General features: G+C 69.3%; 17 protein-coding genes and 1 tRNA gene. 9 read left to right on the forward strand and 9 right to left on the reverse strand.

Going from position 1 to position 15,256, the window contains the following annotated elements:
* The first annotated feature begins 85 nt into the window (after positions 1 to 85).
* Together HNR67_RS02560 and HNR67_RS02565 are read left to right on the forward strand one after the other, a co-directional pair.
* Complete coding sequence (locus tag HNR67_RS02560) at positions 86 to 1,099, forward strand: aldo/keto reductase (RefSeq protein WP_185000513.1); 1,014 nt, start codon at positions 86 to 88, stop codon at positions 1,097 to 1,099.
* A gap of 145 nt (positions 1,100 to 1,244) precedes the next feature.
* Entirely contained in the window at positions 1,245 to 1,511 is a 267-nt protein-coding gene (locus HNR67_RS02565) for a DUF3892 domain-containing protein (RefSeq protein WP_185000515.1), read from the forward strand.
* On the opposite strand, the gene HNR67_RS45510 is transcribed toward HNR67_RS02565, so the two are convergent.
* The 3 genes from HNR67_RS45510 to HNR67_RS02580 form a co-directional block, all read right to left on the reverse strand.
* Positions 1,508 to 2,350 (reverse strand): DivIVA domain-containing protein, encoded by an 843-nt coding sequence (locus HNR67_RS45510; protein WP_185000517.1) that lies wholly within the window; start codon positions 2,348 to 2,350, stop codon positions 1,508 to 1,510. The genes HNR67_RS02565 and HNR67_RS45510 overlap by 4 nt on opposite strands.
* 109 nt (positions 2,351 to 2,459) lie before the next feature.
* On the reverse strand, positions 2,460 to 3,752 hold the full coding sequence (locus tag HNR67_RS02575; RefSeq protein WP_185000519.1) for an HNH endonuclease: 1,293 nt from the start codon (positions 3,750 to 3,752) through the stop codon (positions 2,460 to 2,462).
* A gap of 77 nt (positions 3,753 to 3,829) precedes the next feature.
* Positions 3,830 to 3,910, reverse strand: a tRNA-Tyr gene (locus tag HNR67_RS02580).
* Positions 3,911 to 4,051: 141 nt separating this feature from the next.
* Between HNR67_RS02580 and HNR67_RS02585 the strand changes: the two genes are divergently transcribed.
* Positions 4,052 to 4,543, forward strand: coding sequence for a YajQ family cyclic di-GMP-binding protein (locus tag HNR67_RS02585; RefSeq protein WP_185000520.1), 492 nt, complete (start codon positions 4,052 to 4,054; stop codon positions 4,541 to 4,543).
* 16 nt (positions 4,544 to 4,559) lie between these two features.
* On the forward strand, positions 4,560 to 5,450 hold the full coding sequence (rfbA, locus tag HNR67_RS02590; protein ID WP_185000522.1) for a glucose-1-phosphate thymidylyltransferase RfbA: 891 nt from the start codon (positions 4,560 to 4,562) through the stop codon (positions 5,448 to 5,450).
* 12 nt (positions 5,451 to 5,462) lie between these two features.
* On the opposite strand, the gene htpX is transcribed toward rfbA, so the two are convergent.
* From htpX to HNR67_RS02610, 4 genes are all read right to left on the reverse strand, one after another.
* Complete coding sequence (htpX, locus tag HNR67_RS02595) at positions 5,463 to 6,338, reverse strand: zinc metalloprotease HtpX (RefSeq protein ID WP_185000524.1); 876 nt, start codon at positions 6,336 to 6,338, stop codon at positions 5,463 to 5,465.
* Positions 6,339 to 6,410: 72 nt separating this feature from the next.
* Positions 6,411 to 6,866 carry a 4Fe-4S binding protein gene (locus HNR67_RS02600; RefSeq protein ID WP_312986266.1) on the reverse strand — a complete coding sequence of 152 codons (456 nt, stop codon included), beginning with the start codon at positions 6,864 to 6,866 and terminating at the stop codon, positions 6,411 to 6,413.
* The gene (locus HNR67_RS02605; RefSeq protein ID WP_185000526.1) at positions 6,863 to 7,444 is read right to left on the reverse strand and encodes an NADH-quinone oxidoreductase subunit C; all 582 of its coding nucleotides are present in this window, start codon (positions 7,442 to 7,444) and stop codon (positions 6,863 to 6,865) included. Before HNR67_RS02605 ends, HNR67_RS02600 begins: the two co-directional genes overlap by 4 nt.
* A complete protein-coding gene (locus tag HNR67_RS02610) occupies positions 7,441 to 7,857 on the reverse strand; it encodes an NADH-quinone oxidoreductase subunit B (RefSeq protein WP_312986268.1) in 417 nt (138 codons plus the stop codon). The genes HNR67_RS02605 and HNR67_RS02610 overlap by 4 nt, the downstream gene beginning before the upstream one ends.
* A gap of 133 nt (positions 7,858 to 7,990) precedes the next feature.
* On the opposite strand from HNR67_RS02610, the gene HNR67_RS02615 reads away from it, so the two are divergent.
* Positions 7,991 to 8,749 carry a GntR family transcriptional regulator gene (locus HNR67_RS02615; RefSeq protein ID WP_185000530.1) on the forward strand — a complete coding sequence of 253 codons (759 nt, stop codon included), beginning with the start codon at positions 7,991 to 7,993 and terminating at the stop codon, positions 8,747 to 8,749.
* A gap of 89 nt (positions 8,750 to 8,838) precedes the next feature.
* Positions 8,839 to 9,780 carry a hypothetical protein gene (locus HNR67_RS02620; RefSeq protein ID WP_185000532.1) on the forward strand — a complete coding sequence of 314 codons (942 nt, stop codon included), beginning with the start codon at positions 8,839 to 8,841 and terminating at the stop codon, positions 9,778 to 9,780.
* 582 nt (positions 9,781 to 10,362) lie between these two features.
* Here HNR67_RS02620 and HNR67_RS02625 read toward each other — a convergent pair.
* Positions 10,363 to 10,977, reverse strand: a complete 615-nt coding sequence (locus HNR67_RS02625; RefSeq protein WP_185000533.1) for an NYN domain-containing protein — start codon at positions 10,975 to 10,977, stop codon at positions 10,363 to 10,365.
* Between the two features lie 408 nt (positions 10,978 to 11,385).
* Between HNR67_RS02625 and HNR67_RS02630 the strand changes: the two genes are divergently transcribed.
* A complete protein-coding gene (locus HNR67_RS02630; protein WP_185000535.1) occupies positions 11,386 to 12,597 on the forward strand; it encodes a DNA sulfur modification protein DndB in 1,212 nt (403 codons plus the stop codon).
* 308 nt (positions 12,598 to 12,905) lie between these two features.
* Here HNR67_RS02630 and ddaH read toward each other — a convergent pair whose 3' ends face one another.
* Positions 12,906 to 13,790, reverse strand: a complete 885-nt coding sequence (gene ddaH, locus HNR67_RS02635) for a dimethylargininase (protein ID WP_185000537.1) — start codon at positions 13,788 to 13,790, stop codon at positions 12,906 to 12,908.
* A gap of 74 nt (positions 13,791 to 13,864) precedes the next feature.
* Between ddaH and HNR67_RS02640 the strand changes: the two genes are divergently transcribed.
* Together HNR67_RS02640 and HNR67_RS02645 are read left to right on the forward strand one after the other, a co-directional pair.
* Positions 13,865 to 14,317 (forward strand): Lrp/AsnC family transcriptional regulator, encoded by a 453-nt coding sequence (locus HNR67_RS02640; RefSeq protein ID WP_185000538.1) that lies wholly within the window; start codon positions 13,865 to 13,867, stop codon positions 14,315 to 14,317.
* 61 nt (positions 14,318 to 14,378) lie between these two features.
* Complete coding sequence (locus HNR67_RS02645) at positions 14,379 to 15,140, forward strand: enoyl-CoA hydratase (protein ID WP_185000540.1); 762 nt, start codon at positions 14,379 to 14,381, stop codon at positions 15,138 to 15,140.
* Positions 15,141 to 15,256 lie beyond the last annotated feature (116 nt).

A 15,256-nucleotide genomic window follows, 5' to 3' on the forward strand; every position in this document is an offset into this window, starting at 1 on the left:
GCCCGTACTCTCATCACGCCAGCTGCTGAATGGCATCTTTTTCCTCTATTGGACTGCGTGAATGTCTCGAAGAAGAATCGGCGACATGACAAGCGGAGCACTTCCCACCGTCCCCCTCGGCAGCACCGGTCTGGACATCACCAGGGTCGGCTTCGGCGCATGGGCCATCGGCGGCGCGGACTGGGCCTACGGCTGGGGTGCCCAGGACGACGCGGATTCAATCGCGGCCATCCGGCACGCGATCTCGGCCGGGGTGAACTGGATCGACACCGCCGCGGTCTACGGCCTCGGCCACTCCGAGGAAGTGGTCGCCGCGGCCCTGCGGGACATCCCGGAGAACGAGCGGCCGTACGTCTTCACCAAGTGCGGCATGGTCTGGGATCCCGCGAACCCCGGCGAGGAACCGGCCAGGGCGGGCGCGCCGGCGAGCATCCGCCGGGAGGTCGAGCAGTCGCTGCGCCGCCTGCGCGTGGAGCGGATCGACCTGTACCAGATGCACTGGCCGGCCGATGACGGCGCGAGCGTCGAGGACTACTGGCAGACGCTGCTGGACCTCAAGGCGGAGGGCAAGATCCGCGCGGCCGGGCTGTCCAACCACAGCGCCGAGCAGCTCGCCCTGGCCGAGAAGCTCGGGCACGTGGACACCCTGCAGCCGCCGTTCTCCGCGATCCGGCGCGGGGTGGGCGCGGCCGAACTGCCGTGGTGCGCCGAAAACGGCACCGGCGTGATCGTCTACAGCCCGATGCAGGCCGGTCTGCTCACCGGCGCGTTCAGCGCCGGGCGCGCGGCCGGGCTGCCCGCCGACGACTGGCGCTCCCGCAGCGCCGACTTCACCGGCACCGGCCTGACCGCCAACCTCGCACTGGCCGAAGCCCTACGGCCGGTGGCACAGCGGCACGGGGTAGGCCAGGGCGCGGTCGCGGTGGCCTGGACGCTGTCCTGGCCGGGGGTCACCGGCGCGATCGTGGGCGCCCGCAACCCGGCGCAGATCGACGGCTGGCTGCCGGCGGGATCGCTGGAGCTGACCGCGGCCGACCTGGCCGAGATCACCGCGGCGATCGAGCGCACCGGCGCGGGCAGCGGCCCGGCCCAGCCCTGACCCCGCCGTACTGACGCGGAACGGCCACGGTCCGGACACGGTCGACTACAGCACGGACACAGGACGATGACGCCGGTTAACCGAGCCACGACTGTCCACGATGGACAGACCACCTGGAGATCACAATCAACAGGAGGTCCGGCTCGTGGAGGTTCGCATCACGCACATCCACCTGAGCGGTGGCGAGACCTACCGGCACATCCAGTCCGTGCGCTGGCAGAACGCGGACAACAGCAGTGAGTGGGACACCGACAGCACCGCGACCATGGTCGGCCGCCTCCGGCGCGGCTGGCGGGTGTTCGTCTGGAGCGGCTGGTCCAAGGTCGAGGTGGTCGCGGTCGGCGGCAGGTACCTGAGCACCGAGACCGGCGGTCAGCTGAGCCAGGAACTGCTGAAGCTGCCCCGGTTCTAGCCGGTGTTCTGCCCGTAGCGGCGGCGCAGGTGCACCTCGACCAGATTGAGGAAGGCATCCACCTCGTCGGGGTCGTAGCCGGTGCCGGGGTGCTCGGTGAAGCGCACCCGGCGCACGTCGTGCGGGGTGAGGGTGTCCGCACCGAGCAGGGTGCCCTCGATCCGGTCGAGGAAGCCGTCCACCTCGTCCTCGTCGTAACCGCGGCGCCCCGCCCCGGCCCCCACCAGGTGGAACCCCACGTTGTGCACGTCCGCCGCGGTCAGCGTCGCGGGCGAGGGCCCACCGCGGACGGGAACCAGCTGCGGCCGGGGCGCCGCGGCGGCCCGTTGCAGGGTCAGCGCCACCTGGTCGAGGAAGGCGTCCACCCCACCCCGGTCATACCCGCCCAGCCCCACCGTCGCCGCCGCGAACTCCACCGCCTGGACATCCTGCGGCGTCAGGTCATCCGCCCCACGCAACGTCGCCTGCACCCGCGCCAGGAACGCGTCCACCTGCCGCTCGTCGTACCCGATGACCCCGGGTTTGGGCCGCTGGAACCCCACCTCGGCCACATCGGCGGCGGTCAGCCTGCCCTGCTCGGCCAGCGCCCGCTGCTCCAGCACGGTGGCCACCAGATCGAGGAACAACTCGACCTCGTCCCGGTCATACCCGTTGCCATCCACCACCGCGGGCGGGAACCGCGCTTTCAGGACATCCTGCGCGGTAATGGTGTCCCGCCCACGCAACGTGCCGGCGATCCGCTCCAGGAACGCGTCCACCGGCGGCTCGTCATACCCCTTCGCATCCGGCGGCGGCCGGTGGAACCGGACATCACGCACGTCCTCGGGAGTCAGCGTCATGGCGCCTCCAGGAGACTTGGTGCGGCCATAGTGCCCGGGTTCGGGCATGGCGGAACTCCGCCTGACGGCCCAGCCACACACCCCCGTACGGATGTGCGCGGCGGATGGTTCAGGTGGTTCGGGATTTCGAGCGGTGCAGCGACCAGTGGTAGGCGAGCTGGGCCAGGTCGATGGCGTGCTGCGGGATCCGGTGCAGGTCGAAGGGCATCACGTTCTCCTGGTGCACCTTGAGATCCTGGCCGATCACGATGCCGCCGAGGTCGAACAGCGTGTGGCAGTTCGGGCAGAGACAGAGGATGTTCTCGATCCGGTCCGGGCCCTCGTGCCTGCCACCGAGCGGGCGGATGTGCGCACCCTCGGCGTAGGCGCGGCCCGCCGCGACCAGCCGGGTCCGGCAGACCTGGCAGGTGTGGTTGTAGAAGACCTTCACCTGCTCCGCCACGGCGGTGGAGCGGATCCGGCGGGTGACCACCGCGGTGCGGGTCTCCGGCTGGTCCGTGCCCGCCTTCGGCTCAGCCAGCCGGGACAGCACGTGGTGGGTCTCGGCGCCTCCCGCCTGGTGGACCAGGTAGTTGTCGACGACCTGGTAGAGGCCGAGGTAGCGGAAGCCGCCGGTGGAGGGGCTCAGCACCCGGACCGATTTGCCGTTGTCCCGGCTCTTGGTCAGCACGGCGTTGGCGGTGGCGGGGGCATCGGGGCCGACGACGTGGACCAGGTCGGCCTCCGGTTGTGCCGGGTCGGGTTCCGCCGCGAGTACCAGGGACTCCGCCCCGTCGGTCCGGTCCCCGCACACCACGGCCACCGGGTCCCGGTGGACCTTCCGCTGCTCCCAATCCGCCAGGGTGGGCAGCTCCAGCCCCGGCCGGACCTCGCGCACCTGGCCGTACCGCTGGGTCCGGTGCGTGGCGGGAACTCCGGTCAGCGGCGGCGCCGAAGTGGTGATCCGGGGGAACTCGCCGAGGTACCCGACTGCCCGCAGCCCATCGCCGGGCACCAGCAGGCCGATCCGGTTCGCCGACTGCCGCAGCGCCTCGAGCGCGCCGTCGCCGAGTTCGGCGGCGGTGAACGAGCCGGAGTGGTCGACCAGGAACTCCAGGTCCATCCGGTGCGGGAACTCACCCGGCCAGACCGGCCGGTCGTCCTGGTAGAGCGGCCGGACGACCGTGGCCAGCACCATCCGGGTGAGCGTTGCCTCGTCCCGGTAGCGCTCGGTGGAGATCCGCGGATTCGGGCCGCCTGTGCCGAACACCACGTAGTCGCCGAACTCGAACGGGCGGATCTTCGACGTCCCGTCCTGGCGGGCCATCGCCTGGTCTTTCCACCCCCACACGCCTCGGGCCAGTCCGATTTCCAGGTTGTCCCTGGATTCCTGCGGGATGTAGATGAACCCGGTCCGCCGCATGGCTCCCCTCCACGTTCAGCCGACGCCAAAAAGAACAGCCCCCGGCCTGGTGGGGCCGGGGGCTGTTCTGGCTGTTGTGGCAGGTGAAGGATTCGAACCTTCGAAGCTTTCGCGACGGATTTACAGTCCGTTCCCTTTGGCCACTCGGGCAACCTGCCGTGCAGCTGATCTCTCGGCTGCGGGGACAAGCTTACATACCCCTGGGCAGGGGCGTGCAAGCGGGTATCCAGCGGGTAGCGTCTTGCCCGCGAGGAGCCTCGATGGAGGCTCGGGTTCACGGCTGGGAGAGGTGCGGCAACGTGGCGGACCCGTCATTCGACGTGGTGAGCAAGGTCGAGCGGCAGGAGGTGGACAACGCGGTCAACCAGGCCGGGAAGGAGTTGACCACCCGGTTCGACTTCCGGGGTGTCGACGCGAAGGTCACCTGGGTCGGTGAGGACGGGATCGCGATCCAGGCGGAGACCGAGGAGCGGTGCCTGGCGGCGATCGAGGTGCTCAAGGAGAAGTTGATCAAGCGGGGGATCTCGCTCAAGGCGTTCGAGATCGGCGAGCCGCAGTTGTCGGGGAAGATCTACAAGGTCACCGGCAAGGTCATCGAGGGGATTGCCTCGGACAAGGCCAAGGAGATCGCCAAGGTGATCCGCGATGAGGCTCCCAAGGGGGTCCAGGCGCAGATCCAGGGCGATCAGCTGCGGGTGACCGGCAAGAAGAAGGACCATCTGCAGGACGTCATCGCGCTGCTCAAGTCCAAGGACTTCGGCATCGCGCTCCAGTTCACGAACTACCGGTAGGGAAAAGGCGGGGGCGATGAAGGGGATCATCCTGGCGGGGGGCAGCGGCACGCGGCTGCACCCGATCACCCAGGCGGTGTCGAAGCAGCTGTTGCCGGTCTACGACAAGCCCATGGTCTATTACCCGTTGTCGACGCTCATGCTCGCCGGCATCCGGGAGATCCTGCTCATCTCCACCCCCGCCGACCTGCCGATGTTCCAGCGGCTGCTCGGTGACGGGTCCCAGTTCGGCCTGCGCCTGTCCTACGCGGAGCAGGCGCAGCCCAACGGACTGGCCGAGGCCTTCGTCATCGGCGCGGACTTCGTCGGCGACGACGACGTGGCGCTGGTGCTCGGCGACAACATCTTCTACGGCCAGGGCTTCTCCCGGCAGCTCCAGCAGCTCGTCGGCAACCTGGACGGCTGCGTGCTCTTCGGCTACCCGGTGAAGGACCCCGAGCGCTACGGCGTCGGTGAGGCGGACGAGGAGGGCAACCTCATCTCCATCGAGGAGAAGCCCAAGCGTCCCCGCTCCAACCGGGCGATCACCGGGCTCTACTTCTACGACAACGAGGTGGTGGAGATCGCCAAGGGGCTCTCGCCGTCGCCCCGGGGTGAGCTGGAGATCACCGACGTCAACCTGGCCTACCTCAAGCAGGGCCGGGCGAAGTTGCTCGACCTGGGCCGTGGTTTCGCCTGGCTGGACACTGGCACGCACGACTCGCTGCTGGAGGCCGGGCAGTTCGTGCAGGTGCTGGAGCACCGGCAGGGCGTGCGGATCGCCTGTCTCGAGGAGATCGCGCTGCGGATGGGCTACATCGACGCGGACGCCTGCTACGCGCTGGGCGCGGGGCTGGCGAAGTCGGGTTACGGGCAGTACGTGATGGACGTCGCGCTCAACGCGGGGGCCGGTCCGGCCGCCCAGTAGCCCGGCGGCGGGTCAGTAGCCGCCGTAACTGCCGCGCTTGGCCATCTCCTCCAGCCGCCGGATCCGATCCTGGATCGGCGGGTGGGTGGAGAACCAGCGTGCCATCGACTCGCCTGCCCGGAACGGGTTGGCGATCATCAGGTGCGACTGGGACATCAGCTGCGGCTCGGGCGCCAGCGGCGCGGCCTGGGTGCCCAGTTCCAGCTTGCGCAGGGCCGAGGCCAGGGCGAGCGGGTCGCCGGTGAGCGCGGCGCCCGACTCGTCGGCCTGGTACTCCCTGGAGCGGCTCACCGCGAGCTGCACCACGCCCGCGGCCACCGGGCCCAGGATGGCGATCAGCAGCACGGCCAGCGGGCCGGGCCGGTCCTCGTCGCTGCCGCCGAAGAGCCCGGCGAACATGGCGATGTTGGCCAGGAAGGTCACCACGCTGGCCAGCGCGCCGGCCACCGAGGAAATGAGAATGTCCCGGTTGTAGACGTGCGCCAGCTCGTGCCCGAGCACCGCGCGCAGCTCGCGTTCGTCCAGCAGCTCCAGGATGCCGGTGGTGCAGCAGACCGCGGCGTTGCGCGGGTTGCGGCCGGTGGCGAAGGCGTTGGGCGCGGCGGTCGGGCTGATGTAGAGCCGCGGCATCGGCTGCCGGGCCGAGGTGGCCAGCTCGCGCACGATCCGGTACATCCCCGGCTGCTCCCACTGGGAGACCGGCCTGGCGTGCATGGCGCGCAGCGCGAGCTTGTCGGAGTTGAAGTAGGCGTAGGCGTTGAAGGCCAGCGCGCCGAAGAGCGCCACCCACAGCCACGGTCCGCCGAAGAGCGAGCCGATCAGCACGATCAGCGCGCTGAGTCCGCCGAGCAGCAGGGCTGTCTTGAGCCCGTTGAAGTGCTTGTGCATGGGTCCCTCGACCTCCTCCTGGCCTGGTCGGACAAATCGGCCTGCCAATGAAGTCAACGTGTGAAAGAGGCGTCAGGTTCCTGGGCGGCTGCCCCGACCGCCCCTGGACGCTGCCTCCGGGGCCACTTCGGCGGCCGGGTCCAGCGGCGGGGGCGGCGGCGCGGCGGCCACCCACTCCCCCAGCCGGTCCCGCTCGTGCACCAGTTCGGCCACCGCGCCGGCCCCCTCCGGCGAGCCGGTGCCGGGGTAGCCGAAGTCCGGCGCCCAGTGCAGCGCGTCGAACGGGCAGACCTCCACGCAGATGCCGCAGTAGAGGCACTGGCCGTAGTCGATGGCGAAGCGGTCCAGCACGTTGCGCTGCCGGGCCCGCGCCGAGCCTGGGGTCTCCACCGTCTCGGTGTGCGAGGTGATGTGGATGCACCAGTCCGGGCACTCCCGCGCGCACAGCATGCACACCGTGCAGTTGGCCTCCAGCAACGCGATCACGCCTCGGGTGCGCGGCGCCAGGTCCTCGGGCTGGGTGGTCACTGGGCTCCCTCTTCTCGGCGCGGTCCCCACTCGGGGCCGGGCACTCCTGGTGGCGCGATCCGCCTGCGGCTGGGCGCGCCGGTGCCGTCCTCGCCGGGTTCCAGCGCACCGGGCCAGGGCCGGACCACGCGGGCGGCCAGCACGAAATCCTTGCGCAGCGGGTGCCCGGAGAACGAATCCGGCAGCAGCAGCCTGCGTGGATCGGGGTGCTCGGCCAGGTCCAGGCCGAACATCTCGGCCGCCTCCCGCTCGTGCCAGGCCGCTCCGGCCCACACCGCGGCCACGCTGGGCAGCGGCTGGCCGGCCGGCACCTCGGTGCGCAGCAGCAGGCCGGTCCACGGGCCCGGCCGCAGCACGTGCAGGGTCACCGCGTGCGTGCCGCCGAGGGCGCCGGGACGGCCGGCGTCCTCCGCGCCCAGCCAGTCGAACAGGGCGCAGCCCAGCTCGTCCCTGGCCTGCCTGGCGGCGGTGGCCCAGGCGGTGACCGGCACGTGCGCGGTGCTCTGGCCGAAGGCCGTCTTCACGGTGACCTCGGGCGACAGCGCGGCGAGCTGCTCGGCCAGGGCGAGGCTGGTCACGACCGCACCAGCTTGTGCAGCGCGACCATGCCCTCCAGCAGCGCCTCCGGGCGCGGCGGGCAGCCGGGCACGGCCACGTGCACCGGCAGCAGCTGGTCGATGCCCTTGGTGACCGCGTAGGAGTCCCAGTACGGGCCGCCGGTGTTGGAGCAGGCGCCGACGGAGAGCACGTATTTCGGTTCGGGCAGTTCGCGGTAGGTGGCCAGGATCGCGGGCAGCATCACGTCGGTGATCGTGCCGGAGACCACCAGCACCTGGGCCCGGTCCGGGCCGCCTGCCGGGTCGATCCCGTATCCGGCCAGGTCGGAGCCGTTCAGGGCGGCCATGACCTCGACCCCGCAACAGGCGAGGCCGAGATCGAGCACGGTGACCTGGTAGGTGGTCCCCCAGTCCAGCTCAACAGCGGTGTTCACAGCTCCCGAGGGTAAAAGACCGCCCACTTGGAGCAGCGATTGACCTGGGTTTTGTAGGCGGAACGTAGCTAGTTGATTACGGAAAGAGAGTACTCTGACGATCGGCAACTGCGACTCGAGAGGGGCCGATCCAGTGGCTGAGGCGGGCTCTGCGTACCGGGTTAAATTCCGCGGCATAGCCGATGAACTCCGAACCGCCATCTCCTGCGGCAAGTACCCGCCCGGCGCGCGTTTGCCCGGCGAGAACGAGCTGATGGAGCGGCACGGCGCGGCGCGGATGACGGTTCGGGCGGCGTTGGAGGTACTGAAGAACGAGGGTCTGACCTGGTCCCGCCGGGGTTCGGGGGTTTATGTCCGGGACGACCGGCCGATCAGGCGCAACTCGCCGCAGCGCCTGCGCGGGGACCGGAGCGCGTCCTGGCCGAGCCGGTGGGAGACCGATCTCACCGGTCGCACGCTGACCATCGACAACGTCGAGGTGGCCGAGGAGCAGGCGCCGCACTACGTGGCGCGGGTGCTCGGGCTGCACGAGCCTGCCCGGGTCTGGGCCCGGCGGCGGCGCAACCTGGTGGACGGTCACCCGGTGATGCTGTCGGTGTCCTACTTCCCGGCCTCGCTGGTCGCCGGTTCCGCGCTCACCAGGGCCAATCCCGGCCCCGGCGGCGTGTACGCCCGGCTCCGCGAGCTGGGCAAGCCCGCCGCGGCCTTCCGCGAGGAGATCAGGGCCCGGATGCCGCGCGGCGAGGAGGCCAAGGCGCTGCGGCTGGAACCGGGCACCCCGCTGGTGGTGATCGTGCGCACCGCCTTCACCACCACCGGCGAGGCGATCGAGGTCACCGAGATGACCCTGGACGCGGGTTCCTACGTGCTGGAGTACGAGTTCCCGGCCTGAACGGCACCGGGTAACACCGGCCACGGCGGCCGCGAATACAGGCTCAGCTCATTTTCCGGTGAGACGGGCCGCGGCAGCCGAGGGGACACGTGGCAGACAGGGAGAGTCCCGGGGAACCGGGACGGGGGACGGCACTGGCTTTCGCCGACGTGCGCAAGGAGCTGCTGACCGCGATCGGCGTGCTCTTGTCGGTGGTGGGCCTGGTGGTGCAGGCCAGACTGGCGCTGTGGCAGGGCGTCCGGGTGCTGGCGGCGGTAGTGCTGCTGCTGGCCGGGCTGTTCCTGCTGGTGTGGCTGGTCTGGGGCCGCAGGCATGGCGGTCACCGCGGGCCGGCGAGCGCGCTGCTGGCGCTGAGCTGCGTGCTGGCGGTGGGCGCCGGGTCGTGGCTGTGGCTGGCCGTGCCCGGCGACACCGCAGGGCCATCGCCCACCGCGCAACCGGCAACCGGCGCCGGGCCGTCGAGCGGTCCGGCCACCGACGCCCCGCCCAGCTCGTCGACGGGCGCCTGGTCCAGTCCGACGCCCAGTCCCAGTGGGCTGTCCGGGCGGCCACCGCCCGGGACCACGCCGGCGGGCGGCTCGGCGACGGAACGGCCACCGCTCCCCCCGGCCACCACCGGCGAGGACCGGCGGGACACCCCTGGTCCGAGCACCGGGCAGGCGCCGCCGGTCAGCGAGCAGCGCGAGGTCACGCTGAACACGACGCCGGGCGATGACTCGGTGTGGATGGACTACTGGCGGCAGCAGCACCAGCGGGACGGCGACCTGAACATGGACGGCACCGGGATCGCCACCGCGCTGGGCGCGCAGCTCGCGGTGATGACCGGCGGCGAGCCGGACTGGTCAGCCTGCCGCAACGCCAAGGGCATGACCGGCAGGGCGAACTTCAGCGCGCTGCGGGTCGGCACGCACCTGTGCGCCCGGAGCCGGGAGGGTCGCTACGCCCGGCTCCGGGTGATCGCACTGCCGTCCTCGCCCTCGGCCAACGGCCGGTTCGTCTTCCACGGCCTGGTGTGGCACAAGGGCCCGTGAGGGCTCAGCCGCGCAGCTCCATCGTGCGAAGCTTGGGCAATGAGCTGATCATAACCCTGACCTGCGGCTGCCGCCTGTCGGCTTCTGCGGGCGCACTCTGTTCCACACATGTTCCGTGGGCAAGACTGTGGGCTCGTCGACGCCGTCTAGGCGGCGAGCTGTCCACAGGCGCGGCAGGCAGCCGGGCTCAGCTCGACCAAACTGCCTAGCGGGGACCGATCAACTCGACGGTCTACACCCACGAGTGGGGGCGGGTTCGTGAGCTCGCGCTCTCGCCGGAGCAGGTCTAGTCGCCGTTGGCGGACACCCCGTGCTCGCTCCGCCACGCGGCAATCTCCACGTGGCTCGCGGCGGCCTCCGGCTGAGGTCGCGGAGCGGGCTGGGCACATGGTCGACGTCCTGTTGAAGGTCTACGCGAAGGTGCTGGACGGGCAGCAGGAGAAGTCAAGTCAGAAGATCGACGCCATGTTGAACGGCAACGCGTGACGAACCCCCACTACACGGATGAGAAGGCCCCTCGGAACTGACTGTCCCCGGAACCTTCGCGTCCGGACTCCTGTTTCTCAGGCGAAGCACCAGGCATCACGCCCAGTACGCCGGCCGCGGAATCGCAACCCCACCCGAGGTCGTAACAGTCGCAGGCAACTGCGCCTGGCGGATCTTGGCGTCGCCGATGGTAAAGGAGCCATCGACAGCCCGTGCGAGGTCGCCGGAGTGACGCTTCGGCGGGAAGGCCACGATGATCCGCTTCTCCGGACACATCCGCTTAACCGCGCGAACTCCAGGGCACAGGTCACTGTCGCCTGAGATCAGAAGAGCCACGTCGTAGCGGTCGCACGCGGCGTCCTCGACCATCGCCACGGCGATGCTGACGTCCGTCTCCTTCTCCTCGTACACGTTCCAATGGGAGTTGCAGGTCCGGCAAAAACGGTCCTTCAGCTGGAAACGGCCGTTGACCACCGTCAACCGTGGGCAGTGATGCGTGAGAGCGTGAAGGTAGTCCGACTGACGCTGGAGGCCGGTCGGATCGTTGCGGACGGCCGCGGTGAAGTACTGGACGCCCTCCAGTTGCTGGTCAGGACGGAGCAAGCTGGTCGCCAACGACTCAAGGTCCAGCCACAAGTGCTTGCGGCCGGACGCGGCCTTGAGGCCGTAGTAGAGGTTGAAGCCATCGACGTAGGCGGTGACTCGCACCACGGGGTCCTCCCTGGCGATCAGCCCTACGTCTCCGGTAGGGTATGGCCATACCACGCCAAGGTGAGCAGCCTTGGCCCGACGGCCCCGGCAACGGGGCCGTTTCTATTTCTCCTGCTTCGCGCAGCAGGCCACGCCGCGCGACGAAGCCCCAGTCAGGTGTGCACCCGGCACACCTGCACCGTCTCCCCAACCGCGGATACAACCTTCCCGTGCGCGCCGTGCAGCTCGTGGCGCTGCGTAGGCCCGTAGAGTAGACCGAAGCAGCAGCGGGACGCAACACGCCGCGCAATGCCTCCCCGCAGTTCGCAAACACGAGCGTGCGGGGTTGCGAGCGAGCGCCAGCGGCCCTATGGTCGAGACGCATCCAGACCTGGGCCTCAAGCCCTTCCTGCACGACAAGGAGCCCCTATGGCCGCCATGCACGAGGGCGTACCGGTACATCTGATGCTGTTCAGGGACCAGGCAGCAATCGGTGTCATGAGCTGGGGCACCCTGCTGACCCTCGTCCCGGATCCCATCCTCGAAGAAACGAAGGGCGCGCTTCGCTTCGACCGCCGGCTTCGTGAGCACGCCGAGCTTCGCGCGACCGTGCAACGCCTCCTCAAAGGAACCCAGAAGGGGCGTAATGTTGCGTCGTACGCGTCGTACATCGCAGCAGGAATTCGAGGCGACCTCGGCAAGGCGTGGTCGACACCGCCTCTATGCCTCTGGTCTTCACGTCCCCTCCGGATCGCTGGCGAGGACTCAGAAGAACCAGGACTTGGCCGCCCAGTAGTTGCTTCACTCCCGCTTGGAAACCCGGTTATTGCGATCGATGCAGAAACTCAAGTCGCGGCCATGCATAAGATCATGAACGACCCTGATGCATTTGATCTTGACGACTCCGAACTCACAGATATGGCCGTACCCTACGAGCTTTATTGGGGAATCTCAAGCGAGGAAGCGCGGCAGATCTTTCATGACCGAAACCTGTTCGGCGTGCCCGTCGCGAAGACCCTCGCACTCTCGATGGACCAGCGCGACTTCGGCACTACAGTGGCCCAACATGCTATGGCCATGACCAGGGTTCAGGTCGACGGCAAGCTCGTGGACTTCGCGAAGTACGTGAACACCAAGAAGCGTCAGCTCGCCAAGACCGATGAGGAGTGGGTCACCCTGTCGGCGCTGCGATCGCTCGCCGCCACGGTCATGCTAGGGAAGCCTGGAATCGAAGAGACCTCAGGGACGATCGATTCGAGTCGAATTCCCAACTTTCAGTCGACTGAAGTTCGCGACCAGGTTGCAGCGACAGTGTCTCTGATCATTTCCACCTTCTCGGACGAGTTTTCCAGGCGAACCGCCATTACGACACCAGCGGTGTTGGCCGGCGTCGGCGCGGCCGCACATACCACGATGCCGTGGTCTGCCGACGAAGCCCCGATGAAACGTGAAGAATTCGTCTCAATTCTTAAGGATATCCGCTGGGATCGCGAGCCCCAGTACTGGGAAGGCGTAGCCGCGAAGCGGACCGCCAAAGGAGATCTGTCGTTCGCCGGTGGCGCCAAGGACTCCGGGCACCGCGTTTGTGACGCGATCCTTCGGCCCGACTCACCGCTGGGCCTACGGATTCGCGGGAAGTAACCACGCGACAGCGCCGACGTGAGGCTCAAGGCCCCGCGAGCGTCGCAGCGAGGTCGCTCGCCGTCTTAGTAGAGCCGTCGGCCCGACCAATAGTGTTTGCGCAGGTAGACTGGCACGAAGTAGCCCCGGCGATGATCGCGCCGGGGGCTCTTCTTGTTCCACATATGTTCCGCAGACACCCGCAGAAGGCCGCAGTCAGCGGCAGACCGTGACCTGCCGACACTGACGCCATTGGCAGCATCGGGGCGGGTCAACCCACGTATGAGGCCTTCAAACTGGGACTACGGAACGGCACTGCGTGGGCGAGGTCAGCCGCGCAGCTCCATGGTGCAGCACTTCGGGCCGCCGCCGGACTTGCGGAGTTCGGAGATGTCCACGTAGACGGGCTGGAAACCGCGCAGGGCCAGGCGTTCGCCCAGTGCGGTGGCCTCGGTGGGCAGGATGACGTTGCGGCCGTCGGAGACGCCGTTGAGGCCCAGGCAGGCCGCGTCCTCGGCGGTGGCCAGCACCGCGTCCGGGAACAGCCAGCGCAGGACCTGCTGGGAGCCGGTGGAGAAGGCCTCCGGGTAGTAGACGACCAGGCCCTGTTCCGGGCGGTCGTCGAGCACCGCGAGCGCGGTGTCCAGGTGGTAGTAGCGCGGGTCGACCAGCTGCAGGGAGACCACCGGGACGCCGAGCACCTCCTGGGCCTCGGCGTGCGCGCCGGCGTCGGTGCGGAAGCCGGTGCCTGCCAGCAGCAGGCGGCCGGTCCAGGCGAAGTCGCCCTCGGCCTCGTTGATCCGGGTGGGCATGACCACGTCGCGGTAGCCGTGTGCCAGGAACCACTGGCGGAAGTGCTCGGCCTCGTCCGCGCGCTGTTCGGCGCGGAAGCGGGCGCCCAGCACCCTGCCGTCGACCACGGTGCCGGAGTTGGCCGCGAAGACCATGTCCGGCAGGCCGGGGGCCGGTTCGATCACCTCGACCTGGTGGCCGAGGGACTCGTAGGTGGTTTTGAGCGCAGTCCACTGCTCCAGCGCCCGGTCCGCGCTGACCGGCTGGCTGGGATCCATCCAGGGGTTGATCGAGTACTCCACCGTGAAGTAACGCGGCGGGCACATCAGGTAACGACGACGAGTCGGCGTGCGCACCGCCGGGGCGGCGATCGCGGAGGTCTCCACCGAGGCGGCGGGCGAGACGTCGAGAGCGGAGGACATGATTCGAAATGTAAATGGCCACATGACGTTCGTTCAACACCGCATCGCGCCCGGAATGGGGCAGAATGTTGCGCATGGACACCATCGACCATCGAATCATTTCGTGCCTGGTCGCCAACGCCCGATCCAGCTACGCGGAGATCGGTTCCAGCGTCGGTCTGTCCGCTCCCGCGGTGAAGCGCCGGGTGGACAAGTTGCTGGATACGGGCGTGTTACGTGGCTTCACGGCGGTGGTCGACCCGGAGGCGCTCGGCTGGGGCACCGAGGCCTTCGTGGAGGTGCACGGACAGGGCAACGTGACCCCCGGCAAGATCCGCGCCGGGCTGGAATCCCTGCCCGAGGTGGTGGCCGCCTACACCGTCTCCGGCTCGGCCGACGCGATCGTGCACCTGCGGGCAGGCGACATCCACCACCTGGAGACCGCGCTGGAACGGCTGCGCGCGCTGGACTTCGTCGACCGCACCGTCTCCACGGTCATCCTCTCGACCCTGCTGGAGCGCCCGCCCGCGCCGGAACCGCCTCGCTGAAGAGGCGGAAATCACCGCCCGGATGGGCACTTTGCCAACCCGATGCGGCAGGATCACGGCCATGTCAGCTGAGGTGCTCCTGGAGCAGCGTGGCCGGGTGGCGGTCATCACGATCAACGCGCCCGACCGCCGCAACGCCCTGACCCCGGCCATCTCCACCCGGCTGGCCGAGGCGGTCACCGCCTGCGAGCACAACGGCGAGGTGAACGCCGTGGTGGTCACCGGCGCCCCGCCCGCCTTCTGCGCTGGCGCCGACCTGACCGCGCTCGGCGAGTCCCGCGAGGCCGGCCTGCGCACCATCTACGCCGGTTTCCTCGCCGTGGCCGACTGCGCGCTGCCGACCATCGCCGCGGTCAACGGGGCCGCGGTCGGCGCCGGGCTGAACCTCGCACTGGCCTGCGATGTGCGCCTGGCCGGTCCGCTGGCCCGCTTCGACGCCCGCTTCCTGCAGCTGGGCATCCACCCCGGCGGCGGCATGACCTGGATGCTGGACCGCATCGTCGGCCCGCAGACCGCGATGGCGATGGCCCTGTTCGGTCAGGTCCTGGACGCCGAGGCGGCCGAGAAGGCCGGTCTGGTGTGGGCACGGACACCCGGCGAACCGGCAGATGTGGTCGACGCGGCGGTAGAGCTGGCCGCCGCTTCTGCCGGGGCGCCGCGCGAACTCGTGCTGGCCACCAAGCAGTCCATGCGCCGCACCGCCGCGGTGGCCGAGCACGCCGAGGCGGTCGAGGTCGAACTGGTCTCCCAGCTCATCTCGATGAACAGCCCGGCCTTCGCCGAGCGACTGGCCGCGATGAAGGCCCGGATCAGCGGGAAGTAGCCAGCAGTCGCGGGTTACGCCTAGAGCCGTTGTGCGCTTTTGGAACGACGCGTGTGACCTGCGTCTCTATCCCGAGAGTGCGCCAAGGGCACCCTTACCGTGTTCACAGCGTTGTC

Origin of the sequence: Crossiella cryophila, from assembly GCF_014204915.1 — a bacterium.
Classification (GTDB): Bacteria; Actinomycetota; Actinomycetes; order Mycobacteriales; family Pseudonocardiaceae; genus Crossiella; species Crossiella cryophila.

What these genes read in the sequence shown, in the direction of transcription:
- HNR67_RS02575 (WP_185000519.1), bottom strand. Translation starts at nt 3,752, where the DNA reads ATGCGGCGGACCGGGTTCATCTACATCCCGCAGGAATCCAGGGACAAC.
- HNR67_RS02630 (WP_185000535.1), top strand. Translation starts at nt 11,386, where the DNA reads ATGGCCGCCATGCACGAGGGCGTACCGGTACATCTGATGCTGTTCAGG.
- HNR67_RS02560 (WP_185000513.1), top strand. Translation starts at nt 86, where the DNA reads ATGACAAGCGGAGCACTTCCCACCGTCCCCCTCGGCAGCACCGGTCTG.
- ddaH (WP_185000537.1), bottom strand. Translation starts at nt 13,790, where the DNA reads ATGTCCTCCGCTCTCGACGTCTCGCCCGCCGCCTCGGTGGAGACCTCC.
- htpX (WP_185000524.1), bottom strand. Translation starts at nt 6,338, where the DNA reads ATGCACAAGCACTTCAACGGGCTCAAGACAGCCCTGCTGCTCGGCGGA.
- HNR67_RS02640 (WP_185000538.1), top strand. Translation starts at nt 13,865, where the DNA reads ATGGACACCATCGACCATCGAATCATTTCGTGCCTGGTCGCCAACGCC.
- HNR67_RS45510 (WP_185000517.1), bottom strand. Translation starts at nt 2,350, where the DNA reads ATGACGCTGACTCCCGAGGACGTGCGTGATGTCCGGTTCCACCGGCCG.
- HNR67_RS02645 (WP_185000540.1), top strand. Translation starts at nt 14,379, where the DNA reads ATGTCAGCTGAGGTGCTCCTGGAGCAGCGTGGCCGGGTGGCGGTCATC.
- rfbA (WP_185000522.1), top strand. Translation starts at nt 4,560, where the DNA reads ATGAAGGGGATCATCCTGGCGGGGGGCAGCGGCACGCGGCTGCACCCG.